Consider the following 25,763-nt stretch of genomic DNA (forward strand, 5'->3'; position numbering starts at 1 on the left):
TGAAAGTCGGCGGAGCGACCCGGGAAGGCGGCGATATGGCAGGTGGCACCAAACGGCTGCCGCGTGCCGTGCGCGAGCAGCAGATGCTCGACGCCGCCGTCCAGATGTTCTCGGTGAACGGCTACCACGAGACATCGATGGACGCCATCGCCGCCGAGGCGCAGATCTCCAAGCCGATGCTGTACCTGTACTACGGCTCCAAGGAGGAGCTCTTCGGGGCGTGTCTGAGCCGCGAGTTGAGCCGGTTCATCGAGGCGGTGCGCGAGGACATCGACCTCAAGCAGAGCCCGCACGACCTGCTACGCAACACCATCTTGTCGGTGTTGCAGTACATCGATGCCAATCGGGCGTCCTGGATCGTGCTCTACACCCAGGCGACCAGTTCGCAGGCCTTCGCGCACACCGTGCGCGACGGCCGCGAGAAGATCATCGACATGGTGGCGCGGCTGCTGGAGGCGGGCACCCGACATCCCGAGCCCGACACCGACTTCCACATGATGGCCGTGGCCTTGGTGGGCGCCGGCGAGGCGGTCGCGACCCGGGTCAGCTCCGGTGACGCCGATGTCGACGAGGCCGCCAAACTTCTGATCAACCTGTTCTGGCGCGGCCTCAAGGGCGCACCCTCCGAAAAGGAAGCTTCCCCAGCCAGTTCGCACTGATCCGCCGGGCTAGAGCCCGCGCACCGTCGCGGTCAGATGCGGATAGCCCTTGGCCGTGTTGCGCAGCGCGATGTCCCAGCCGTCGGCCACCCGGTCGACGTAGAGACCGGCGCTGGCCGGCAGCACCACCGGCTTGCCGAATTTCACCGAATACCGCACGGCGTCGGGCAGCTGGCCCTCGATGTTCGCCAGAACCGCTGCGGCGCTGTACATGCCGTGCGCGATCACCGTCGGGAACCCGAACAGCTTGGCCCCGATGGCGTTGGTGTGGATCGGGTTGTGGTCGCCGCTAACCGACGCGTAGCGCCGGATCTGGCCAGGCGTGATCCGCAGAATCGCGTTGGGCGGGGGCAGTTTCGGCTGTTTGGGCGGCTCGGGTTTGGGTTCGCCGGACAGGCTGGTGCGCTGCTGGTGCAAGAAGGTGGCGACCTGATGCCAGGCCCGTTCATTGCCGACGTTGATGTCGGTGACCAGATCGACCAGCAGACCCTTGCGGTGCTCGCGCAGGTTCTCGGCATGCGCCGTGACGCCGACGGTATCGGTGACCGCGATCGGCCGGTATTGGGTGATGACGTTCTCGACGTGGACGGCGCCCATCGCCGCGAACGGGAAGTCGAACGCGGTCAGCAGTGCCATGACGCTCGGAAACGTCAGTGCGAACGGATAGGTCAGCGGCACGGTGTCGCCGAACCGCAGCCCGGTGACCGCGGCGTAGGCGGCGACGTTGGACGCCTTGATCGGCAGTTCTTCGACGGTGAGCGTGCGGCTGGGCACGCTGTCGCCGCGCGGGATGAACGGCAGCGAGCCGGCCGCCGCGCGCAGCATGTTGCGCAGTCCGCTGGGCTGTTCGGTCACGATGCTCACCCTAGGCACCCAGCATGGCCTGGCCGCACACCCGGATCACGTTGCCGGTCACCGCGTTCGAGGCCGGGCTGGCGAAGTAGGCGATGGTCTCGGCGACGTCGACGGGCTTGCCGCCCTGGTACAGCGAGTTCAGCCGACGGCCGACCTCGCGGGTGGCCAGCGGGATGGCCGCGGTCATCGCGGTCTCGATGAATCCGGGTGCGACGGCGTTGATGGTGATGCCCTTCTCGCCCAGCGACGGGGCCAGTGCCTGGGTGATGCCGATCATCCCGGCTTTGGTGGTCGCGTAGTTGGTCTGCCCGCGATTGCCGGCGATACCGGCCATCGAGGACAGGCCGATGATCCGGCCGCCCTCGCCGATGCTGCCGTTGGCCACCAGTCCCTCGGTGAGTCGTTGTGGGGCAAGCAGATTCACTGCCATCACCGCGTCCCAGCGGGCGTCGTCCATGTTGGCCAGCAGCTTGTCGCGGGTGATGCCGGCGTTGTTGACCAGGATGTCGGCCCGCCCAGAGTAGTGCTCACGCAGGTGTTCGGTGATCCGGTCCACGGCGTCCTCGGCGGTCACGTCGAGGGCCAGCGCGGTGCCACCGACGCGGGTCGCGGTCTCGGCGAGGGAGTCGGCGGCCTGCTCGACGTCGATCGCCACGACCGCGGCGCCGTCCCGGGCGAACACCTCGGCGATGGTGGCGCCGATGCCCCGGGCCGCACCCGTGACGATGGCGACCTTGCCGGCCAGCGGCTTGTCCCAGTCGGCTGGCGGAGCGGAGTCCGCGGCGCCGACGGAGAACACCTGCCCGTCGACGTAGGCCGACTTGGCCGAGAGGATGAACCGCATGGTCGACTCGAGGCCCGTCGCGGCGGGTTTGGCCGCCGGCGAGAGGTAGACCAGGGCGACGGTCGCGCCGTGGCGCAACTCCTTGCCCAGCGAGCGGGTGAACCCTTCGAGGGCACGCTGGGCGATGTGCTCGTTCACGTCGGTGATCTCGTCGGGGGTGGTGCCCACCACCACCACGCGCGCCGACGGTCCCAGATTGCGCAGCACCGGGGTGAAGAACTCGTAGAGCCCGCGCAGCTTGCCCGGCTCGGTGATGCCGGTGGCGTCGAACACCAGACCCCCGAACGAGTCGGCCCACCGCCCACCGAGGTTGTCGCCCACCAGGTTGTAGTCCTCGGCCAGCGCTGCCCGCAGCGGTTCGGCGACGCGGCCGTCACCACCGATCAGCAGCGAGCCCGCCAGCGGTGGGTCACCGGGCCGGTACCGGCGCAACGTCTCCGGTTGCGGGAGGCCGAGTTGCTTGGCCAGCAGCGACCCGGGCGCCGAGTTGACGATCTGGGAGAACAGGTCGGAAGCCACGAGTGCGCCTTTCGAGTGTGTGGTGTGGTGGAACGCCAACGAACTTACTCCAGAGTAAGGACGGTGCGTAGGATGGGGCTTATACCCATCTCGAACCGAACACAAAGCGGAGAGTGACGTGGCTTCTAGCAGTGGAAACAGTCGTCGGGTTGCCGTACTGGGCGGCAACCGCATCCCGTTCGCGCGGTCGGACGGAGCCTATGCGGAGGCGTCGAATCAGGATATGTTCACCGCCGCGCTGGGCGGGCTGGTGGACCGGTTCGATCTGGCCGGCGAGCGGCTCGGCGCGGTGATCGGCGGCGCGGTGCTCAAGCACAGCCGGGACTTCAACCTCATGCGGGAGAGCGTGCTCGGCAGTCAGCTCTCGCCGTACACCCCCGCGATCGATCTGCAGCAGGCCTGTGGCACCGGCCTGCAGGCGGCGATCGCGGCCGCCGACGGGATCGCGGCGGGTCGCTACGAGGCAGCCGTGGCCGGCGGGGTGGACACCACCTCGGATGCGCCGATCGGGCTGGGTGACAACCTGCGCCGCACCCTGCTCGGTCTGCGCCGGGCGACGTCGAATGTGGACCGGCTGAAACTGGTCGGCAGGCTGCCCGCCTCGCTGGGCATCGAGATCCCCACCAACGGCGAGCCGCGCACCGGGCTGTCGATGGGCGACCACGCCGCGATCACTGCGAAGAAGATGGGCATCAAGCGGGTCGACCAGGACGAGCTGGCCGCGGCCAGCCACCGCAACATGGCCGCCGCCTACGATCGCGGCTTCTTCGACGACCTCGTCACCGGCTTCCTCGGCGTCTACCGCGACAACAACCTGCGGCCCGATTCCAGTGCCGAGAAGTTGGCCAAGCTCAAGCCGGTGTTCGGCGTGCGCAACGGGGACGCCACGATGACCGCGGGCAACTCGACGCCACTGACCGACGGGGCTTCGGTGGTGCTGCTGGCCAGCGATGAGTGGGCCACCTCACATTCGCTGACCCCGCTGGCCTACTTCGTCGACTCCGAGACCGCCGCGGTGGATTATGTCAACGGTCCGGACGGGCTGCTGATGGCCCCCACCTACGCGGTGCCGCGTCTGTTGGCCCGAAACGGCCTGGCCCTACAGGACTTCGACTTCTACGAGATCCACGAGGCGTTCGCCTCGGTGGTGCTGGCCCACCTGCAGGCCTGGGAGTCCGAGGAGTACTGCAAGGAGCGCCTCGGGCTCGACGCCGCGCTGGGCGCCATCGACCGCGCGAAGCTGAACGTGAACGGTTCGTCGCTGGCGGCGGGCCACCCGTTCGCGGCAACCGGCGGCCGGATTGTCGCGCAGCTGGCCAAACAGCTCGCCGAGAAAAAGCAGCAGACTGGACAGCCGGTGCGCGGTCTCATCTCGATCTGTGCCGCCGGCGGCCAGGGCGTGACCGCGATCTTGGAGGCGTGAAAAGTTGCCGAAAAATATCTCGCGGGGTTTGTAACGAACCCGTTCGGGTAATCGATTCATTGGATAGCTCCGTGTTGCCGTCTGACCCCCCGACCCGACGGCAACACGGGGCATCCTCTTTGTCTGTGTCCTATTGACGCAGACGAAGGACCGCCGCTGGAGTGGAGGGGAGTCCAGCGGCGGTCACTTATGCGGAACGGGTCCGGTGTCGACCAGCCCGGATTGCACCAGCGCGGCGTCGACGAACCGCTGGACCGGCCGTGCCTGGAAGAACCCGGTGTGCCCGCCGTGGTACCAGCCGATGTCCGGGCGTCCCCAGTGCTCCCATAGCTGCAGCACCTGCTCGCGGGGATGCACGATCCGGTCGGCGACGCCGGCGTAGATGAACCGGCCCTCCGGCGGGACCTGCGGTTCCAGCGACAGCGGAGAGATCATCCGGCCGATCGGTTCGGCCAGTTCCAGCGTCTTGCGACGGGGATCCTCGACACCGAGACCGGCGTGCCGGCCCAGGATCGACACCAGATTCGCCGGCGGCACGCCGAGGATGGCACAGGTCAGCCCGTCATCGAGGCTGGCGACCAGCGCCGCGATGTAGCCACCCAGCGAGATGCTGTTCAGCCCGATCCGGGCGTCGGGCTGCTCGGCGCGAATCCAGGCCAGGACCTGCCGGATGTCGGACACCGCCTGCGCGGTGGCGTGGACGTCGTCCATCACGTCCTCACCGGGGAACACCGCGCCCTTGGGGAGGCCCCTGGCTCGCGGGCCGTGCATGGGAAGCACCGGCAGCATGACGTTGAGGCCGAAATCCTCGTGCAGGTGCCAGGCCCGGAACAGGGTCAGGTCCAACCCGACCCGGCCCATCTCGGTGCCGTGCACGCAGACCAGCCATGGCCGCGGTTCGCGGTGGCGCAGCATCAGCGCGTACTCGCGTCGGTTGCCGCCATAGCTGAGCCAGCGTTCGCGACCCGGTTCGCCCTCGTAGGGCCGGTAGGCGCTGTCGAACGAGAGCCGTTCGTGGGAGCGCCCCCGGTTGGTGAACGAACGGATGGCCACATCGGTGGGCGTCGGCGGGGCGGCGAAGAAACCCGCCGGATGGTCCAGCCAACCGCGGGTGCTGTAGAAGTCCATCGCGTCGGCGACTTCGGCGTTGATCCGCTCGTATACCGCTGTACTGCTCAACGGACGGCGCCAGCGCAACCCCACCAGGACGATCTCGTCCCGAAGGGCGTGGGTTGCCAGCGACAGCGTCGGGCGGGCGACGGGCAGTTCGCCGCCCCCACCGTCCAGGTATGCCCCCCAGGACCGGGCGTAGTACCCGCCCGCCTTGGTGAACGGGCCGACGATGTTCGCCAGCGGGCTCGCGGCGCCCTGCTTGCTACCGCTCGGCGCGGGAAGTTCGGGTGCTGCGTCGTTGCTGCCGGGCACTGCCATACCCCGAACTTAGCCAATACCCAGTACGGGGCCAGGGCCCAAGGTCCCCAGAAAGGTCCGTTTGCCGGCCGGTCCCCGCGAGAAGGGACCAAAGTCCCCAGTCGTCCCGGCCGGTCGGAATCGGGCGTGCGGTCGGTGGCCGGTCAGCACACTGAGCGCCGACGTCAGACCAGTTCGAACGCCAACGGCCCCGAGACCGAAGTCCCGGGGCCGTTGTGCATCCTCAGCTCGGCCGGCTCAGAAGGCGGCTTCGTCGAGCTCCATGATCTCGTTGTCCAGCGTCTCGATCACCTGACGGGTGCTGGTCAGCAGCGGCAGGAAGTTCTTGGCGAAGAACGACGCCACCGCGATCTTGCCCTCGTAGAACGAGCGGTCCGACCCGGAGGCTCCGGCGTCGAGGGCCTCGATGGCGACGGCAGCCTGACGCTGCAGCAGCCAGCCGATGACCAGGTCGCCGACGCTCATCAGGAAGCGGACCGAGCCCAGCCCCACCTTGTAGAGGCTTTGCGGGTTCTCCTGCGCGGCCATCAGGTAACCGGTCAGCGACGCGGCCATCCCCTGGACGTCCTCCAGAGCCTTGGCCAGCAGTTCACGCTCGGACTTGAGGCGGCCGTTGCCGGACTCGTTCTTGATGAACTCACCGATCTCGCCGGCCACGTGCGCCAGCGCAACACCCTTGTCGCGGATGATCTTCCGGAAGAAGAAGTCCTGAGCCTGGATGGCGGTGGTGCCTTCGTAGAGGGAGTCGATCTTGGCGTCGCGGATGTACTGCTCGACGGGGTAGTCCTGCAGGAAGCCGGAGCCGCCGAAGGTCTGCAGGCTCTCGGTCAGCTTGGCGTAGGCCTGCTCCGAGCCGACACCCTTGACGATCGGCAGCAGCAGGTCGTTGACCTTCGCCGCGAGCTCGGGCTCGACACCCTGAACCGCCTTGGCCACCGCGGCGTCCTGGAAGGTCGACGTATAGAGGTACAGCGCCCGCAGCCCTTCGGCATAGGACTTCTGCGTCATCAGACTGCGACGAACATCCGGGTGGTGGGTGATCGTCACCCGCGGGGCGCTCTTGTCGGTCATCTGGGTCAGATCGGCGCCCTGCACCCGCTCCTTGGCATACTCGAGCGCGTTGAGGTAACCGGTCGACAAGGTGGCGATTGCTTTGGTGCCCACCATCATTCGGGCCTGCTCGATGACCTCGAACATCTGCGCGATGCCCTCGTGCACCTCGCCGACCAGCCAGCCCTTGGCGGGAATGCCGTGCTGGCCGAAGGTCAGCTCGCAGGTGGCCGAGACCTTCAGGCCCATCTTGTGCTCGACGTTGGTGACGAAGGCGCCGTTGCGCTCGCCCGGCTCGCCGGTCTCGAAGTCGAACAGGTACTTGGGCACCGCGAACAGCGACAGTCCCTTGGTGCCCGGTCCGGCGCCCTCGGGGCGAGCCAGGACCAGGTGCAGGATGTTCTCGAACAAGTCGTCGGAGTCAGCCGAGGTGATGAAGCGCTTCACCCCGTCGATGTGCCACGACCCGTCCTCCTGCTTGACGGCCTTGGTGCGGCCGGCACCGACATCGGAGCCGGCGTCCGGCTCGGTCAGCACCATGGTGGAGCCCCAGCCCCGCTCGGCGGCGTTGACGGCCCACTTCTTCTGCTCTTCGGTGCCTAGGTTGTGCAGGATCTGGGCGAAACCGGCGCCACCGGCATACATCCAGATCGCCGGATTGGCGCCGAGCACATGCTCGTGCAGGGCCCACACCAGGGTCTTGGGCATCGGCATGCCGCCGAGATCCTCGATCAGGCCGACCTTGTCCCAGCCGCCGTCGATGAACGCCTGAACCGACTTCTTGAAGGACTCCGGCAGGGTCACCGTGTGGGTCTCGGGGTCGAATACCGGCGGGTTGCGATCGCCGTCGACGAACGACGCCGCCAGCGGGCCTTCGGCCAGCCGGGCCATCTCACCGAGCATTTCCTGCACGGTGTCGGCGTCGAGATCGGTGTAGTCGCCCGTGCCGAGGGCCTTCTCGACACCGAGGACCTCGAACAGGTTGAACACCTGGTCGCGGACATTGCTCTTGTAGTGGCTCACAGGGTTCCTCCTCGATGAGAACGCCTTTGGGTTGGGTACTTTGCTCTAAGTTACCCACCAGTAACACCGCAACTATACCGCTCGGTAACTGCGATGCAAATTGGTGTGAGCAAGTTCAACCGGCTAATCAACCCACTGGTTGGGTTGGCGCGGAGCCAACGCCGGCGCGCGGAGCCTTTCCGCAGGCCAGCGAGGGTAACGAGGAGTCCGCGCGGCGAGGGGTGAATCACGCCGTGCGCACTCTAACGGCGGGTCGGCGGCCGGGTCGCAACCCGGATTACCGGCCGCGAACCCGGCCGCCGTCGGGCCCGCTCAGCCCTGCGGCGCCGCCTCGACGGCCGCACCGGCACCGGCCTCCGCGTCATCGGAGTCGGGCAGCTGCGAGACCAGATGCGCGGCGAGTTCACCGATCGTCGGATAGTCGAACACCGCGGTAGGACTGATGTCGAACTTGCCGCCGAACTGCCCGAACAACCGGTTGCGCAGTTCGACCGCCATCAGCGAGTCGGTGCCGAGGTCGAGGAACCTGCTCGTAGCGGCGGGCGGCTGGGCCAGGCGCAGGAATCCCTGCACCTCCTTCTGCAGGAATTCGGTGATGAATCCGGCGCGGGCGGCGACCGGCAATTCCTGCAACTGCCGGAGCAACTCGCTGTCGCCGGCCACCGCGCCGTCACCGCTGGGCAGCACCTGATCCAGCAGCGGCGGCCGGATACCGCCGAGCATCTTCGCGGTGCGCTGCCAGTTCGCCTTGAGCACCGTTGCCTGCGCGGTGCCGTGCCGGACCACCTCGCCGAGCGCGGCCAGCGCCGCCGACGGCTCCAGCGGCATCATGCCCTGCGCGCTGAGATTGGCCAGTGCTGCCTGTGAGCTGGCCATCCCGCCGCTGCCCCACGGGCCGAAGTTGACCGCGGTCGCGGGCAGGCCCTGCGCCCGGCGCGCGGCGACCAGCCCGTCGAGCAGCGCGTTGGCGGTGGCGTAGTTGGCCTGCGACGGCGAACCCAGCACCGCCGATGCCGAGGAGTAGAGGATGAAGAAATCCAGCTCGTCGTGCTCGGTCAACCGGTGCAGGTGGTGGGCGCCGTACGCCTTGGGGCCCAGCGTCGCCTGGAACCGCTCCAGGTTCTGCTGCGGTAGCAGCGCGTCATCGAGCACACCGGCCAGGTGAGCCACGCCGGCCAGCGGCGGCAGCTGGTCACGGATCTTCGCCAGTAGTGCGGCGACCTCGGCCTCGTCGCCGACATCGGCCGGGAAGACGTGGATGCGGCAGTGGTAGCGCTCCGCGATGGCGTCGATGGCCTGCTGTGCTTCGGCCTCCGGCGCGCGGCGACTGGTCAGCACGATGTCGCCGGCGCCGAGCTGGGCCAGGTAGGCCGCGGTGTGCAGGCCGAGCGCACCCAGGCCGCCGGTCACCAGGTAGCTCCGATCAGGCTGTGGCTGAAGCGGTTTGGGCATCTGGACCACGATCTTGCCGATGTGCCGGGCCTGCTGCATGCGGCGGAACGCGGTCCGGGCCTCGGTCAGCGGATAGACCTCGGCTGGCACCGGCGTCCACACCCCGGTGGCCAGCCCGTTGGACACCTCGGCCATCAGCCGCTGGATGTGATCCGGGTCGGTCATCATCGTGATGTCCAGTGCGACGATCTCGTAGTCGATGTCGGGACGTGCCGCGGCCATCTGCTCGGCCGTCCAGATATCGCGCTTGGCGATCTCAGCGAACCGTCCGCCCTGCGCGGTGGCCCGCACGGTGGCCTCGATGAAACCCTCGTTGGTCAGGCTGTTGAGCACCACGTCGACGCCGGCACCGCCGGTGTCGGCCAGGATCTGGTCGGCGAAATCCGTTGTCCGCGAGTCGTAGACGTATTCCACACCCATATCGCGCAGGGTGGCGCGTTTGTGGGTGCTCGCGGTGGCGAACACGGTCGCGCCCTGCTGCCGGGCCATCTGCACCGCGGCCAGCCCCACGCCACCACTGGCGGCGTGGATGAGCACCCGGTCGCCGGGCTTGAGCTTGGCCCAGTCGAACGCGAGCCGGACGGTCAGTGCCGCAGCCGGGATGGTCGCCGCGCCGACGGGGTCGATTCCGTCGGGCACCCGCGCCAGCAGGGGTGCGGGCACGTTGAGCCGGCTGGCGAACGCCCCCTGCATGGACCCGAACACCCGCTGACCGACCTCGAACCCGGTGACGTCGGCTCCGACTTCGGTGACGGTGCCGCACAGGTCGCCGCCGATCGGGCCGGGATCGCCGGGGTAGAGCCCGAGCACGTTGAGCACGTCGCGGAAGTTTAGGCCGGCGGCCTCGATGCGGACCTGCACCTCATTGGCGGCAGGCGGTGCCACCTCGATCTCGGTGAGGCGCAGGTTGTCGATCGCGCCGCGCTCGGTCGGCGCCAACGCGTAGTCGTCGCTGCGCGGCATCGGAAGCTGACCGCTGCGCGCCCAGTGCAGCAGCCGCGACACCAGGTGGCGTCCCTGCCGCACCGCCGTTTCAGGCTCCACGACCGGGGTGCCGAGCGCACTGGCCAGCCAGGCCAGCGACTCCTCGCCGGCGTCCGCGTCCACCAGCCGGCAGCGCAGGGTCGGCTGCTCGGCGATGATGGTGCGGCCCAGACCCCACAGGGCCGCCTGCACCGGATCGACGGGTTCACCGGGCTCGGTCGCGACCGCGTGATCGGTGACGATCCACAGCCCCCCGCTCAGCGTGCTCTTCTCCTGCGCCAGTGCGGTGTGCGCGGCGCCGAGCAGCGAAGCCACCTCGGCTTCGAGCCGGGCCGCGAGTTCTGCGGTCGACTCGTCGGCCGCCGCGGTCCCCGTCGCTTCGGGTGCGCCGTGCGATCGCCGGTGGCTGTGCCAGACGATCCCGGTGACCGGTGCGCCTCGTTCGGCGGCGTCGGCGAAGGCCCGCTGCCAGTCGTCGGCGTCCGCGCCGGCATCGATGGTGACCGCACCGGGCACCGCGCCCGCCAGCGTGTCGAATCCGGCGACCAGCCAGGTGCCGGCCGAGGTCGGTGCCCCCTCGTCGGCGCCGACCGTCGCCGGCGCCGCGCCTTCCTGCCAGCCCAGCGTGTACAGCAGCCGGGTGGAGTCGCCACCGAGCCCGCGCAGCAACGCCTCCCGGGGGGCGCGCTTCACGGTGAACTCGCGGATCCCACCCAGGACGCGTCCGTCCCGGTCGACGAAATCGATGTCGAAGACCTGGGTTTCACTCGTGAGTGCGTTCTCGTGCCAGCGAGCTCGGCAGTAGAACCGGCGCGGCATCGTCTCCCGCAACTGAACCTGTCCGTACCGCAGCGGCAGGAACAGGTCGTGCATGCCCTGCTCGGCGGCCAGGATCGCCGGGAAGGCCGGGAAGGCCACCCCCGTGCACAGATCGAGCAGCACCGGGTGGATCGGCTCGCTGCCGAGGTGCTCGGCGAGTTCATCACCGACGGCGACGTCCCCGATCGCCTCGCCCTCGCCGACCCACAGCGACTTCAGCGAGGTCGACCAAGTGGGTCCCCAGGCCAGTTCCATGTCGTTGAAGATCTCGAACAGCTCTTGCGGACGGGTGCGGGTCATCTGCTCGATCGCCTCGTCCGGGGCGGGGGCGGTATCCGGTGATTCCGAGTCGGCCTCGGCGCCGGAGAGCAGGGTGCCGTCGGCGTTCAGCGACCATTCGGCTTCGCGAACCCCGTGGGGACGGCTGTGCACCTGGAACTTCCAGCCGCCGCCGGCCTCGAGGGGCCGCATGGTCAGCTGCACCTCACGAGACGCCTTGTCCGGCAGGATGATCGGCTCATAGAAGAAGACCTCCTGCACCCGCGCCGGCGCCCCCGCCGCGGCCAGCGCCATCGCCGCATACGTCGCGCCGGGGACCACCACGGTGCCGTAGATGACGTGATGGGCCAGCCACGGTTGGGTCTTGACCGAGAGCAGGTTGGTGTAGACGGTGTCGCCGGAGGCCAGATCCTTGGCGCTGCCCAGGATTCCGGAGGCGGCGGTGCCGTCGGTGCGGATGCCGGTGGTCTTGGGCCAGAACCGGCGGCGCTGGAAGGGGTAGGTAGGCAGTTCGAGCCGCTGACCGGGCGTGTGCTGGCGAGCGTCGAAATCGGGCCGGAAACCACAGATGTAGGTCGTGGCGAGCGCCTCGGTCATCTGGCGTTGGGCGTTGGCGCCCTTGCGCAACGACACGATCGTGCGCGGCGCGGCGGCAGACTCGGGCCAGATCTGCAGCGCCGCAGCGGTCAGGATGGGCTGCGGGCCGATCTCCATCAGCACCGAGCACCCCAGCCCCGCCACGGTGCGCACACTTTCGGTGAACTGCACCGGCTGGCGGGAATGCCGCCGCCAGTACTGCGCGTTCAGCGGCGTCTCGGTGGTGAGTACCGCGCCGGTCCGGTTGCAGACCAGCGGCCGGCTTGGCACCGCATACTCGAATTGCGCTGCGAACGACTCAAATTCGTCAAGAACCGGATCCAGCAACTCGGAGTGGAACGCGTGCGAGGTCTCCAGCCAGGTGCAGCGGGTCCCGTCCTGGCTGCAGGCGGTGACGATCTGCTCCAAGTCCTCGCCAGGACCCGACAGCACGGTGTTGCGTCCGTTGTAGGCGCCGACTGAAACTCGGGGGAAGGGGGCGCCGGCCCGTTCGACGTACTCCGGGTCGGCGAACACCGCCACCATTCGCCCGCCCGCAGGCAGGCTGCCGAACAGCCGGCCGCGTTCGGCGATCAGCCGCGCCCCGTCCTCGAGGCTGAACACTCCGGCCACACACGCCGCCGCGTACTGGCCCACGCTGTGACCCAGCACCACGTCCGGCTCGATACCCCACGACTGCCACAGCCGGGCTAGGCCCATCTCGACGGCGAAGATCGCCGGTTGGGCAAATGAGGTGTGCCGCAACGTCTCCGCGGCTTCGCGGTCAGTCGAGAACAGCACCTCCAGCAGCGGACGCGGCAACATCGGATCGACGGCCTGCGCGCACCGGCGCACGGTGTCAGCGAATACCGGTTCGGTCTCGAACAATTCCCGTGCCATGCCCGGGTACTGGCTGCCCTGCCCGGGAAAGAACCATGCCGTCGTCGGTGGGTCGGTGCATTCGCCGCGAATCACCCCAGGCCGCAGCCGGTTCGCCGCGAGATCGTCGAGCAGCAGGCGGGCCTCGTGGACGGAGTTGGTCACCACCGCGGCCCGATGCTCGAAGTGGGAGCGACCGGCTCCGGCGGTGAAACACACGTCGGCGATCGAAGCGTCGGGGTGTGCCTCCAGCCAGGTTGAGTACCGCTGCGCCAGCGCCACCAGCCCGGCCGCCGACCGCGCCGACAGCGGCAACACGCTGAACGGTTCACGCGCGGTCTCGCCGGCGGCGCCGGCGGCGACATCGTCGCCCGCTTCGTCAACCGGCTGCGGAGCCTCTTCGATCAGCACATGGGCGTTGGTGCCGGTGAACCCGAATGCACTGACGCCTGCCCGCCGTGGCCTGCCGTTGGCGTGCCACGGCGTCGCCTTGTCCACGACCTGCACCGGCAGTGAGTCCCAGGGGATGTGCGGTGACGGATTGTGGAAATGCAGCGCCTGGGGGAGCAGCTCGTGCTGCAACGACAACACGACCTTGACCAGGCCGGCCACCCCCGCGGCGGACTCCAGGTGTCCGATGTTGGTCTTCGCCGTTCCCATCAGCAGCGGCCGGTCGGCGTCGCGGCCGGCGCCGTAGACGGCCGCCGCGGCCTGCACCTCGATCGGGTCGCCCAGCGGGGTGCCGGTGCCGTGCGCTTCGAGGTAGTCGACATCGGCGCCGGTGAGACCGGCGCGGGCCAGCGCCGCGGCGATCAGTCGTTGCTGGGCACCGCCATTAGGGACTGTCAGCCCGCTGGATGCGCCGTCCTGATTGACCGCGCTGCTGCGGATGACCGCGCAGATCCGGTCGCCGTCGCGCTGCGCGTCGCTGAGGCGTTTGAGAACCAGGACGCCACAACCCTCGCCGCGAACGTACCCGTCGGCCGCGGCGTCGAAGGTCTTGCAGTGGCCGTCGGGGGCCAGCATCCGGGCCCGGGACGCGGCCACGATCGATGCCGGACTCAGCAGGACGTTGACGCCGCCAGCCAGGGCCATATCGCAATCGCCGGAGTGCAGGGCCTGGCTGGCCTGATGAACCGCCACCAGCGAGGAGCTGCAGGCGGTGTCCACCGCCATCGCGGGCCCTTCCAACCCCAGGGTGAATGCCACCCGGCCGGCGATCGCGTTGAGCGCGTTGCCGGTGATGAAATGTGCTTCGAGCTTGTCGACCGAGTCGCCCGAGAGCAGATGCGAGTACTCGTTGGCGCCCACCCCGACGAAGACACCGGTTCGGCTGCCGCGCAGTGACGCCGGGGCGTAGCCGGCTCGTTCCAGGCCCTCCCAGGCGATTTCGAGCATCAGCCGCTGCTGCGGGTCGATCCAGACGGCTTCGCGTGGGGAGATGCCGAAGAACTCCGGATCGAAGCCGTCGACGCTGTCGAGATATCCGCCGCTGCGGGAGTAGATCTTGCCCGGCATCTGCTGGTCGGGGTCGTAGTACTCGTCGACGTCGAAGCGGTCTTCGGGGATCTCCCGGATCGCGTCCACGCCGCCGGCGAGCACATCCCAATACGCTTCGGGATCGGGTGAACCCGGGAAACGGCAGGCCACCGCGATGATGGCGATCGGTTCGTCGGTGGCCGCGGCCGCTAGCGAGGCCGGCTGGGCCGCGACCGCGGCGCCGGCGCGCTCGTTGAGCTTGAGCACGTCGGACAGCAGGTAGTCGGCGACGTCGGACAGCCGCGGGTAGTCCATCGCCAGCGTCGCCGGCAGCTCCTTGCCGACCGCCTGTTCGAGCCGGCGCCGCAGTTCCACGGCCATCAGCGAATCCATGCCGAGGTCGAAGAACCCGGCCTCTTCGCGGATGTCGGACGCGTCGATCCGGGTCACCTCTGCGACGGTGTTGCGCAGATATTCCAATACGAGCTTCTTGCGCTGCTGCACGGGAGCGGCGGTGAGCTTTTCGACCAGCCGGGTGGTGCCGGCCGCGCCGGCGCCGGCCGGCGCCGTTTCGGGCACCTCGCGGGCCACCTCGGCCAGCAGCGAGCGCCGACCGGCCTGCAGGTAGATCGGCAGGAAGCGGGCCCAGTCGATCCGCGCCGCCACCGCCTGTGCCGGCCCTTGGGAACGGGCCGTCACCATGACGTCGGCCATCGCGGCCAGTGCATCGGCCGGCGCCAAGGCATGAACGCCGCGCTGATCCAGTTGTGCTCGGGCATCCTGGTCGGCCATGCCGGCGGCCCAGGGGCCGAAGTTGACGCTGATGGCGGGAACGCCCTGTTCACGAAGCCGCCAGGTCAATCCGTCGAGGAAGGCGTTGGCTGCGCTGTACGCACTCTGGCCGAAGCTGCCCCACACCGAGGAGATCGACGAGGTGGACAGGAAGAAGTCCAGGTTCAGGTCTGCGCTGGCTTCGCTCAAATACCAAGCACCCCAAACCTTGCCGGCGAACACCCGGTCTATCTCGGTGCTGTCCAGGGAGCTGAGCGGGGTCATGCTGTTGGCACCGGCGGCGTGGACGATGCCGGCCAACGGGGGAAGCTCGGCCGCCACCGTGGCCATCAGGCGAGCGACATCGTGCGGATCGGCGACATCAGCGGCGATCACCCGGATCGTGGCGCCGTGTTGTTCGCTGAGCTCTTCGATCCGATGCCGGGCGGCGTCCCCGGGGGCGTGCCGGCCGGTCAGCACCAGCTGTCGGGCGCCGTGCGCGGCCAGATATCCCGCGATCTCCAGTCCGAGTGAGCCCAGCCCACCAGTGACCAGATACGTTGCATCGGAGCGCAATTCCAGCTCGGTCGGGTTCGGTTGCCCGGTGCGCCGAACCAGCCGCGGAACCAGGATCACCTGTTCGCGCAGCGCGATCTGGTCTTCGCCCGGCGATGCGGTGACGACCTGCTTGATCAACCGTGACCAGTCGACATCGCCGGACAGGTCTGCGAGTCCACCCCACACCTGCGGATACTCCAGCGCGGCGACGCGGCAGAATCCCCATAGGCTGCTCTGCTCGGGTGACACGGTGTCGGTATCGGTAACTCGTTGCGCGCCGCGGGTTACCGTCCAGATCGCCGCTCGGAGTTCGGCGGCGGCCGCAGCGCGGAACAGCCGCTGGGAGCCGCCGAGCACGCGGTGTTGCATCCGCAGCAACGTGCGCATCGATGACCCACCGTCGGAGTCCAGCGCCGCGACGTTCAGGATGCGCAGCGCCGGCTCGTCGCGGACCGCCGCGCGCAATTCGGCGACCAGGCGTTCTTCGTCGGCGTCGGACAGCGGCAACCCGAGCACGCGGTGCCGGTGTCCGTGCGTGGTCAGCGCGTCGACCAGAGGCGCCATGACCGCGGCGTCGTCGCCGATCACCAGCCACGCGGCGGCTTCGCCGACTCCGGCGGCCGCCGCCGACTTCTGCCAGCGGATCTCGTAGCGGACATCGGCGATCGATTGCGCGTTACGTTGCCGGTTATGTTGTGCGGCAAGCCTATTGAGTACCTCGGCGGTTGTCTGGCTTCCGCCGGAAGCGTCCAGCAGTGCCGCGAGTTCTTCGATTCGGCCGTCCTCGAGCAGCCGCACGGCCTCGGTACGCGCGGCACTGGCCGGAATCGGTAACTGGCCGGCTGCCTCGTGCTTGGCGTTGAACCAGTACTGACGATGCTGGAACGGGTAGGGCGGCAGGTCGAGCTTGCGCGCGGATTCCGGCACGAGCGCTGCGAAGTCGGGCAGATGCCCGGCGACGTACGTGCCCGCGACGGCCTCGGTGATCTGGCGGTGGTCGGCGCCGACACGACGCAACGACGGGATCGCCTTCGGCGAGGTCGCCGGGTCCGGCCAGGCCCGCAGGGCCGCTGCGGTCAGCACCGGCTGCGGGCCCACTTCGAGCAGCAGGGAGCAGCCGAGCTCGGCCAGCGTTGCCACGCCCTTGGCGAATTCGACTGGCTGCCGGGCATGGCGGCGCCAGTAGGCACCGTCGAGCTTGGCGGTGCGCCCGAGCGCGGCACCAGTCCGGTTGCACACCAGAATGCGTTGCGGCGAACCGAATTCGAATCCGTTCGCGTAAGACTCGAACGCGTCGAGGGCCGGATCCAGCAGCGCCGAATGGAACGCGTGGCTGGTGTCGAGCCAGTCACAGCGGACGCCGTCGGCGGTCAGTCCGGCCACGGCCCGCTCCAGGTCGACCGCCGGACCCGACAGCACGGTGTTGGCGCCGTTGTAAGCTGCCACCGAAAGGCTCGGGAACTCGTCGGTGAGTCGTTCGACCCGGTCCGGGTCGGCGAAGATCGCCGACATCCGCCCGCCGGCGGGCAGGTCACCGAAGAGCCGGCCCCGCTCGGCCAGCAGCCGGGCACCGTCCTCGAGGCTGAACACCCCCGCGACGCACGCCGCCGCATACTGGCCGACGCTGTGTCCGAGCACGACGTCGGGTTCGAAGCCCCAGGACTGCCAGAGACTGGCCAGGCCCATTTCCACGGCAAAGATCGCGGGCTGGGCGTGACGGGTCTGCTGCAGGGCTTCTGCGCCGTCGGCGTCGAAGATGAGGTCTAGCAACGGTTTTTCGAGCACGTCGGCCACTGCCTGCGCGCACCGCGTCATCGTCTCGGCGAAAACTGGCTCGGTGTCGAACAATTCGCGGGCCATGCCGGCGTACTGACTGCCCTGGCCGGGGAACAACCATGCGGTCTTCGGCTTGTCGGCGCAGTCGCCGCGCACCAGCCCAGGTGCCGGCAGGTCGTCGGCGAGTGCGCCGAGCAGTTCACGCGCGGACTCGGTGGAATTGACCACCAGGGCGGCCCGGTGCTCGAAGTGGGCCCGCCCCGCCCCGGCCGTCAGGCACACGTCGGCCAGCGTGGCCTCCGGGTGCTCGCCGAGCCAGCTGCGGTAGAGCTCGGCGGTCTGCACCAGGGCCGCCGGGGTGCGCGCCGACAGCGGCAGCACCATGAAGCGGCGGTCATCGGCGCTGTCGGGGACGGCGACCGGCGCCGGCTCGGGGGCCTCTTCGAGGATGACGTGTGCGTTGGTGCCGGAGAACCCGAACGAACTGACACCGGCGATGCGGGGCCGGTCGGTGCGCTCCCAGGGCAGCGCCTCGTCCACCACCCGGACCGGGATCCGGTCCCAGGGGATGTGCGGGGACGGATTGCGGAAGTTCAGGTGTTTGGGCAGTTCCTGGTGCTCGAGGGACAGGACGACCTTGAGGACCCCGGCGACGCCCGCGGCGGCTTCCAGGTGGCCGATGTTCGTCTTGGCCGATCCGATCAGCAGCGGGTGGTCGGCGTCGCGACCCTTGCCCAGTGCGGCGGCCGCGGCCTGGACCTCGATGGGATCGCCCAGCGATGTCCCGGTCCCGTGGGCCTCGAGGTAACCGATGTCGCTGGGCGCCAGACCGGCTCGGTCCAGCGCCTCGGCGATCACCCGCTGCTGGGCGACACCGTTGGGCACGGTCAAACCGCCCGACGCGCCGTCCTGATTCACGGCGCTGCCGCGGATCACGGCGCGGATCCGGTCACCGTCGCGGATCGCATCGTCGAGACGCTTGATGACGATGACGCCGCAGCCCTCGCCGCGCACGTATCCGTCGGCGGCGGCGTCGAACGTCTTGCACCGACCGTCGGGCGCCAGCATCCGCGACTGGGAGAACGTGATCATGGTGGCCGGGCTGAGCATCACGTTCGCCCCGCCAGCCAGGGCGAGGTCGCACTCGTCCAACAGCAGCGCCTGGCAGGCCTGATGAATGGCCACCAGCGACGAGCTGCACGCCGTGTCGACGGTGACCGCCGGGCCTTGCAACCCCAGTCGGTAGCTGATCCGGCCCGCTGCTGCCGCGCTGGAGGTACCGATGGCCAGGTAGGCCTCGACCTCGGGGTAGGTCAGCTCGTCGGAGGCCATCCCCAGGTAATCGTGCGTAGCCAAACCGACGAAGACGCCGGTCCTGGTATTGGCCAAAGACGTTGGCGCGGTGCCCGAATGCTCTACTGCGCGCCACGCTGTCTCCAGCAGAACGCGATGCTGTGGGTCCATGAACTCGGCCTCACGGGCCGAGACCGCGAAGAACGGCGCATCGAATCCGGTGACATCGTCGACGAAACCTGCGCGACGGGTGACAACCTTGCCTGGCGCGGACGGATCCGGGTCGAAGAACTCCTCGACGTCCCACCGGTCGGCGGGTATCTCCGATACGGTGTCCTTGCCGTTGTGCAGCACATCCCAGTACTGGTCGGCATCCGCTGCACCGGGAAGCCGCGCCGCGTACCCGATGATCGCGAATCGGGGCGGCTGCTGCCTCGGATGTTCGGTCATTGCCATCAGGTTGTGCTCTCCGCGTCGGTGAAGTGTCGATGCCTTGCGGGAGGCCGCGTCAGGGGCAGGATTGTCTCGCGAACGGCCACGGCTCGCTCAATCTCCCGACAGCCACGGCCGGCGTCTTTTCCCGATGGCCAGTATTGCATGTGCGTTGCTGCCCGGTCCCGTTTCGGGTCACGTGTCACCGCCGCGGGCGGGCCATGCGCGGGCACGCTTCGGCAGCGTGCGGCTATGGTCGTTGCCATCGAGTGGCAGCTGTGGTCCTCGTGCAAACCTGTCCAGGCGTGCCGGCGTCGGTGCCAGCCACAGGGGTTATGTTGAAGTCGCAGCCAGCGGCGCCGCATCGCAGCTGCGGCCGTTTCGACCCGGGAGGGACATATTGCGCATCGGGAAGATCACGATCGGCACAATCGATGATTGGACGCCTCGTCCAGGTGCGGTGATTTCCTGGCACCCGACGAATGCGGCGCTGGAGAAGGCCAGACAAGCGCCGGTCAGTCCGGTCCCGGTCAGCTATATGCAGGCCCAGCATATTCGGGGCGTCTACCGACAGGAAGCCGCCGGGCTCGACTATTCACGCCAGATCATCGCTACCTGCGAAGTTCCTGGTCAGTGCGATATCCAGGCCATGAATCACGCGCTCAACGCATATCTGCGCCGCCATGACACCTATCGCAGCTGGTTCGAGTACGACGGTTCCGGTGACGTGGTCCGGCGCACTATTCAAGATGCTTCCGATATTGAATTCGAGCCCAACCATTACGGCGAAATGGCCGTTGAAGATGCCCGCAAACATATTGTCGACATTCCCTCTCCGCTGGAGTGGGGTTGCTTCTCGTTCGGCATTGTCCAGGGCGAGGACCATTTCGATTTCTATGCCAGCATTGATCACGTCCACGGTGACGCGGCGCTGATCGGGATCACCATGCTGGAGGCCCACGGAATGTATTCATCGTTGACCCAAAGTGGTCAGCCCATGGCGCTACCCGACGCTGGCAGCTTTGACGATTTCTGTGTCCAGGAGCATGAATCCACATCGGCGTTAACCGTCGATTCGCCGGAGGTTCGGGCCTGGATAGAGTTTGCCGAGAATAACAACGGAACTCTGCCCGAGTTCCCGTTGCCACTGGGCAACCCGCTGGAACCGACCGTCGCCGACATGGTCGGGGAAATGTTGATGGACGCCGACCAGACGGCGCGATTCGAGGCGGCCTGCTCGGCGGCCGGTGCGCGCTTCGTCGGCGGCCTGTTCGCCTGCACAGCAATGGTGGAACACGAGTTCACGGGCGCAGCAACGTATTACGGGCTCACGCCAAGGGATACCCGCCGCACGTCGGATAATTTCATGACCCAGGGCTGGTTTACCGGCCTGGTCCCGATCACCGTCCCGATCGCCGCGACATCATTCGGGGAAGCTGCCTGGACGGCGCAGGCCTCCTTTGATTCAGGCCTGAACCTGGCGCGGGTTCCCTATTACCGGGTCTTGGAATTGGCGCCGTGGCTGGACAAGCCCGGGCCAAACTTTCCGGTCTCGAACTTCCTGCACGGTGGTGCCGCCCCGCTCAACGCGGTGCTCGCGGCCGCGGACATGGGCTATTCGAACAATATCGGCATTTACTCCGACGGAAGATTTTCGTATCAGCTGACGATCTATGTATTCCGGTACGAGGCCGGTACGGCAATGGCGGTGATGTTTCCGGACAACCCGATTGCCCAGAAGTCGGTGGCCCGCTACATCGCTGCGATGAAGTCGGTGTGTGAACAGGTCGCCGACACCGGGCAGTGGGGGCGCGGTGTTTAGGTGCGGTCAGCGATAGCCCGGCGTGCGCCTGTGACGGCGTAGTCCGAGGTCAGATGATTGCGGGGACTTGAGGTAGGAAACCAGTGATAGTGGTGTTGTGCGGCGGCTAGCCGAGGTGGTGGTGCGGTGGCCTTGGGCGGTGATCGGGCTCTGGGTCGCGTTGGCGGTCGCCTTGCCGCTGACGTTCCCGAGCCTGGACGAGATGGCCCAGAAGCACCCGCTGGCCATGCTGCCCGGCGACGCCCCCTCCAGCGTCGCAGCCAGGCAGATGACCGAGGCATTCCAGGAGCCCGGCACCGATGACCTACTACTGGTGGTCCTGACCGACGAGCGAGGGCTGGGACCGGCCCACGAAGCCACCTACCGCAAGCTGGTCAAGGCGCTGCGCGACGACCAGCACGACGTCGTGATGGTGCAGGATTTCGTCGGGACTCCCGCGCTGCGTTCGTTCCTGACCAGTAAGGACAACAAATCCTGGGTGTTACCTGTGGGTTTGGCCGGTGCGCTTGGCACCCCGCAGTCCTACGCCGCCTTCACCCGGGTGGCCGACATCGTCAAACAGAACACCGCAGGCAGCCCGCTGGAGGTGCACCTGTCCGGGCCGGCGGCCACCGTCGCAGACCTCACCGTCGCCGGCCAGCGGGACCGCCTGCCGATCGAGATCGCGATCGGCGTCCTGGTGCTGCTGGTGCTGCTGGTGGTTTACCGCAATCCGGTCACCATGCTGTTGCCGTTGACCGGGATCGGGATGTCGCTGGTGATCGCGCAGTCCGTGGTCGCCGGTTTGTCGGAGTTCACCGGCCTGGGGGTGTCGAACCAGGCCATCATTCTGCTGAGCGCGATAATCGCCGGTGCCGGAACGGATTACGCGGTTTTCCTGATCAGCCGCTACCACGACTACGTGCGGCGCGGTGAGAGTTCGCACGACGCGGTACGGCTGGCGTTGACCTCGGTGGGCAAGGTGATCACCGCATCCGCGGCCACCATCGGCCTCACGTTCCTCGGGATCAGCTTCGCCCGGATGGGGGTGTTCTCCACCGTCGGCGTGTCATCGGCGATCGGCGTCGGGGTGGCGTTCCTGGCTGCGCTGACGCTGTTGCCGGCCATCCTCGCCGTCGTCGGGCCGCGCGGCTGGATCAAGCCGCGCCGTGAGCTGACCACCCGGTGGTGGCGACGCTCGGGGATCCGCATCGTGCGCCGGCCGCGCACCCACCTGGTGGCCAGCCTGCTGGTGCTGGCCCTGCTGGCCAGCTGCGTGGCCCTGGCGCGATACAACTACGACGACCGCAAGGCGGTGGCGGACTCCGCACCCAGTTCGGTCGGGTACGCGGCGCTGGAACGCCACTTCGACCTCAACCAGTCCGTGCCGTCCTATGTGCTGGTCCAGTCCCCGCACAACCTGCGCACCCCACAGGCGCTCGCCGACCTGGAGCAGATGGCCGAACGCATCAGCCAACTGCCCGATATCGCGATGGTCAGCGGTATTACCCGACCGATGGGTTCGGTGCCCCAGGAGTTCCGGGCCACTTATCAGGCCGGCCTGGTCGGCGATCGGCTGGCCACCGGCTCGGCGATGATCGCCGACAACACCGATGACCTCAACCGGCTCAGCAAGGGGGCCGACACCCTGGCCACCGGGCTCGGCGACGTGCGGGGGCAGGTCAACCAGATCGCGACCAGTATCCAGGCGATGGTCGACGCGTTCTCGGCGCTGAGAGGCCAGTACGGCGGCGACAAGCTGGTGCGCAACGTCGAGGTCGCGGCCAAGCTGGTGACCGCCATCAATGAGCTCGGGAACTCGATGGGCATCAGCTTCACCGCGGCCAGGGACATGTTCGCCTGGGTGGGGCCGGTGTTGATGGCGCTGCAGGGCAACGCCGTCTGTGACCTCGACCCGTCGTGCAGCGAAACCCGCGTCCACTTTCAACGCCTGGCCGCCGCCCGGGAGGACGGCAGCCTCGACCGGATCAACGACCTGGCCGGGCAGTTGCAGTCGCTGCAGGACAAGCAGTCCCTCAACGCCGCGCTGAACCAGCTGGGTTCGGCATTCACCCAGCTCACGAAGGTGATGCGCACCATGGGGCTGGACACCCCCGCCGGCGCGCAGGCCACCCTCGCCAAACTCCGCCAGGGGGCCGACCGATCGGCCAGCGGGAGCCGGGAGGTGGCCAGCGGAGTCGGCCAGGTCGTCGATCAGATCCAGCTGATGCGAACCGGACTCGACCAGGCATCGGCGTTCCTGCTGTCGATGAAGCAGAATGCCGTCGGCCCGGCGATGGCCGGGTTCAACATCCCGCCCGAGGTCTTGCAGCTGGCTGACTTCCAGGCCGCCGCCAAGATGTTCATCTCACCCGACGGTCACTCGGTGCGCTACCTGGTGCTGACCAAGCTCGATCCGTTCAGCCCCGCGGCGATGGATCAGGTCAACGCCATCAGCGACACCGCCAGGGGCGCACAGCCCAACACCACCCTGGCCGACGCCACGATCTCGATGGGCGGTTATCCCGCCGCGTTGCGCGACACCCGCGACTACTACCAGAAGGACATCCGGTTCATCATCGCCGTCACCATCATCGTGGTGCTGCTGACGCTGATGCTGCTGCTGCGCGCGGTCATTGCGCCGCTGTATCTGGTTGGCTCGGTGGTGATTTCGTACTTCGCGGCGCTCGGTATCGGGGTACTGGTGTTCCAGTTCCTGCTCGGCCAGCAGCTGCACTGGACGGTGCCGCCGCTGGCGTTCGTGGTGCTGGTCGCGGTCGGAGCCGACTACAACCTGCTGTTCGCGTCCCGCCTGCGCGACGAGTCCCCGCAGGGTGCGCGCTACGGCATCATTCAGACGCTGTCGTCGACCGGCGGCGTGATCACCGCGGCGGGCGTCATCTTCGCCGCCTCGATGTGGGGCCTGCTGTTCTCCAGCATCGGTACCGTGGTGCAGGGTGGTTTCGTCATCGGCGCCGGGATCCTGCTGGACACCTTCCTGGTGCGGACCGTCACGGTACCGGCCATGGCTACGCTGGTCGGCAAGGCGAACTGGTGGCCGTCACGACCGACATCGCAGGGGAGCAGTACGGGATGAAGAAGCTACTCGCTGCAGCGACCACGGTGTTGACCCTGTGCGCCACCGGCGGAGTCGCCACGGCCGACCAGCCGACGCCCGGCGGGTCACAGGGTGACGCGCCCACGCCGATCGGCACGCCGGGCCGGGGGTACGCCCTGGGCGGTGCCCACGTGCTGGGTATCCCCTATGACGAGTACATCCGCCGCACCGGCGCCGACTGGTTTCCCGGCCTCGATCGACAGATCGTCGACTATCCCGCGGGGCAGGTCCAGGGCCACGTCCTGGAGCGCATGTTCCCCGGCATCGGCCGCCTCGACGACAACTTCCCCGGCCTGGGGATCGACGGGCCGAGCGTCGGCGAGTCGGTCGACGTGGGCGAGGGCAATGTACTGAAGGCCATCAACGAAGGTGGCCAGGGAACGGTGATGGGCCTGTCCGAAGGGGCGATGGTGCTCAACGCCGTACAGAACCGGCTGGCTGCCGACCCCAATGCCCCGGCCCCCGACCAGTTGTCCTTTGCGACCTTCGGCGACCCGATCGCACCCCACGCCTTCGGTGAGGGTTTCCTGACCCAGAACTTTCCGGTCGGCAGCGTCGTCCCCGCACTCGACTACCGAATCCCGCCCCCGGTGGAAAGTCAGTACAACTCCTACCGGTTCGTCTCGGCCTACGACAGCATCGCCGACTGGCCGGACCGGCAGGACAACATCATGGCGGTCTTGAACGCGGTGGTGGGTTTGGCGACCGGCCACACCGCCGTGGCGTTCACCAATCCGACCATGGTGCCGCCACAGAACATCCGGACGACCGTCAACTCCAGGGGCGCGACGACCACCACCTACCTGATCCCCGAGCAGCACCTTCCGCTGGTGCTGCCGTTCAAATACCTCGGTGTCGACGAGGGCACGCTCAACCAGTTGGACGCGGTGCTCAAACCCATGGTGGATTCCGGGTATTCGCGCAACGACGATCCGGCGACCGCGCCCGTCGAGGTCGACCCGGTGCACGGCTTCGATCCCGCGCTTGTCACCGCGCCCGCCACCCAGGCCGCGTTCGGCGGCGGCACCGATCCGATTTCACAGCTGATGGCAGGTTTCCAGTACGTGTTGGACCACGGCCCGAGCGCGCACTGAGGTCAGGCGGCGAGTAGACCCGCCGCGAGCAGCACGCTACCCACGACCGCCAGCAGCGCCGCAACCTCGCGGCGGCGGCGCGCCCGAATCCACTGGTGCAGGCTGGTCATCGCCGCGTAGGTGCGCTGCGGGGCCACCAGATAGGCCAGCAGCGGGATCTCCACCAGGGCGAAGGCGACCGCGTTGAACATCAGCAGCGCCGCCAGCCGGGTGGCCGGGGCGACCCCGGCGGCGGCGATGACGGCCAGTGCCGCCAGGTAGTCGACCGAGGGCAGCGCGATTCCCAGACCCGCCGCGGCGGCGACCCACAGGGATTGGCCGTCGAGCAGCCGGCTCAGCCACGCCGGCGCGGTGCGGTCGCGCCCCTTGGTGACCGCCAGGATCGCCGCGGCCAGCAGGGCCAGCACGCCGATGACGATCTGCACTCGAGGCAGCGTGAAGTGCGCCGAGGTCGGTAGTCGCGACTCGAGGGCGAACAACACCACCGCGCCGACGGTCAACCCCATCAGGAAACCGCCGCACAGGAACGCGGCCAGCTGGAGATGCGGGCGAGGACGGTTCAGCATCAGCACCGACATCCCGATGCGGAACGGCTCCAGGCTCACTGCGGCCGCCATCACCAGAAGGGTGAACCACATCGGGGAGATC

General features: G+C 68.2%; 11 protein-coding genes. 5 read left to right on the top strand and 6 right to left on the bottom strand.

Annotated elements, in window-relative coordinates; all coding sequences use genetic code 11:
* Positions 1-35 precede the first annotated feature (35 nt).
* Complete coding sequence (locus ADBZ9K_RS24875; protein ID WP_526624912.1) at positions 36-659, top strand: TetR/AcrR family transcriptional regulator; 624 nt, start codon at positions 36-38, stop codon at positions 657-659.
* Between the two features lie 9 nt (positions 660-668).
* On the opposite strand, the gene ADBZ9K_RS24880 is transcribed toward ADBZ9K_RS24875, so the two are convergent.
* Both ADBZ9K_RS24880 and ADBZ9K_RS24885 read right to left on the bottom strand, forming a co-directional pair.
* Entirely contained in the window at positions 669-1,484 is an 816-nt protein-coding gene (locus ADBZ9K_RS24880) for a MaoC/PaaZ C-terminal domain-containing protein (RefSeq protein WP_526625626.1), read from the bottom strand.
* Positions 1,485-1,524: 40 nt separating this feature from the next.
* Entirely contained in the window at positions 1,525-2,877 is a 1,353-nt protein-coding gene (locus tag ADBZ9K_RS24885; RefSeq protein WP_526624913.1) for a 3-oxoacyl-ACP reductase, read from the bottom strand.
* A gap of 118 nt (positions 2,878-2,995) precedes the next feature.
* Here ADBZ9K_RS24885 and ADBZ9K_RS24890 point away from each other — a divergent pair, with 118 nt between their 5' ends.
* A complete protein-coding gene (locus ADBZ9K_RS24890) occupies positions 2,996-4,300 on the top strand; it encodes an acetyl-CoA C-acetyltransferase (RefSeq protein WP_526624914.1) in 1,305 nt (434 codons plus the stop codon).
* Positions 4,301-4,483: 183 nt separating this feature from the next.
* Here the strand turns inward: ADBZ9K_RS24890 and ADBZ9K_RS24895 are convergent, their stop codons facing one another.
* The 3 genes from ADBZ9K_RS24895 to ADBZ9K_RS24905 form a co-directional block, all read right to left on the bottom strand.
* Positions 4,484-5,731, bottom strand: coding sequence for an alpha/beta hydrolase family protein (locus ADBZ9K_RS24895; RefSeq protein WP_526624915.1), 1,248 nt, complete (start codon positions 5,729-5,731; stop codon positions 4,484-4,486).
* A 237-nt stretch (positions 5,732-5,968) separates the two neighbouring features.
* Complete coding sequence (locus ADBZ9K_RS24900; protein ID WP_526624916.1) at positions 5,969-7,804, bottom strand: acyl-CoA dehydrogenase C-terminal domain-containing protein; 1,836 nt, start codon at positions 7,802-7,804, stop codon at positions 5,969-5,971.
* Between the two features lie 312 nt (positions 7,805-8,116).
* Positions 8,117-19,126: a type I polyketide synthase gene (locus ADBZ9K_RS24905; protein ID WP_526624917.1), complete on the bottom strand. Its 11,010-nt coding sequence runs from the start codon at positions 19,124-19,126 to the stop codon at positions 8,117-8,119.
* A gap of 376 nt (positions 19,127-19,502) precedes the next feature.
* Here ADBZ9K_RS24905 and ADBZ9K_RS24910 point away from each other — a divergent pair, with 376 nt between their 5' ends.
* The 3 genes from ADBZ9K_RS24910 (at position 19,503) to pe (ending at position 25,115) form a co-directional block, all read left to right on the top strand.
* Positions 19,503-20,924: a condensation domain-containing protein gene (locus ADBZ9K_RS24910; RefSeq protein ID WP_526624918.1), complete on the top strand. Its 1,422-nt coding sequence runs from the start codon at positions 19,503-19,505 to the stop codon at positions 20,922-20,924.
* Between the two features lie 97 nt (positions 20,925-21,021).
* Positions 21,022-24,000, top strand: coding sequence for an MMPL/RND family transporter (locus tag ADBZ9K_RS24915; RefSeq protein ID WP_526624919.1), 2,979 nt, complete (start codon positions 21,022-21,024; stop codon positions 23,998-24,000).
* The gene (gene pe / locus ADBZ9K_RS24920; protein WP_526625627.1) at positions 23,997-25,115 is read left to right on the top strand and encodes an acyltransferase PE; all 1,119 of its coding nucleotides are present in this window, start codon (positions 23,997-23,999) and stop codon (positions 25,113-25,115) included. Before ADBZ9K_RS24915 ends, pe begins: the two co-directional genes overlap by 4 nt.
* Positions 25,116-25,117: 2 nt before the next feature.
* Here pe and ADBZ9K_RS24925 read toward each other — a convergent pair whose 3' ends face one another.
* Positions 25,118-25,753, bottom strand: coding sequence for a GAP family protein (locus ADBZ9K_RS24925; protein ID WP_526624920.1), 636 nt, complete (start codon positions 25,751-25,753; stop codon positions 25,118-25,120).
* Positions 25,754-25,763: the final 10 nt, after the last annotated feature.

It is taken from the genome of Mycobacterium sp., from assembly GCF_965229265.1.
GTDB lineage: Bacteria > Actinomycetota > Actinomycetes > Mycobacteriales > Mycobacteriaceae > Mycobacterium.

Bases quoted from the DNA above. Each gene is read 5' to 3' on its own strand.
- ADBZ9K_RS24925 (WP_526624920.1), bottom strand. From the start codon at position 25,753: ATGTGGTTCACCCTTCTGGTGATGGCGGCCGCAGTGAGCCTGGAGCCG.
- ADBZ9K_RS24880 (WP_526625626.1), bottom strand. From the start codon at position 1,484: ATGCTGCGCGCGGCGGCCGGCTCGCTGCCGTTCATCCCGCGCGGCGAC.
- ADBZ9K_RS24905 (WP_526624917.1), bottom strand. From the start codon at position 19,126: ATGGCAATGACCGAACATCCGAGGCAGCAGCCGCCCCGATTCGCGATC.
- ADBZ9K_RS24875 (WP_526624912.1), top strand. From the start codon at position 36: ATGGCAGGTGGCACCAAACGGCTGCCGCGTGCCGTGCGCGAGCAGCAG.
- ADBZ9K_RS24895 (WP_526624915.1), bottom strand. From the start codon at position 5,731: ATGGCAGTGCCCGGCAGCAACGACGCAGCACCCGAACTTCCCGCGCCG.
- pe (WP_526625627.1), top strand. From the start codon at position 23,997: ATGAAGAAGCTACTCGCTGCAGCGACCACGGTGTTGACCCTGTGCGCC.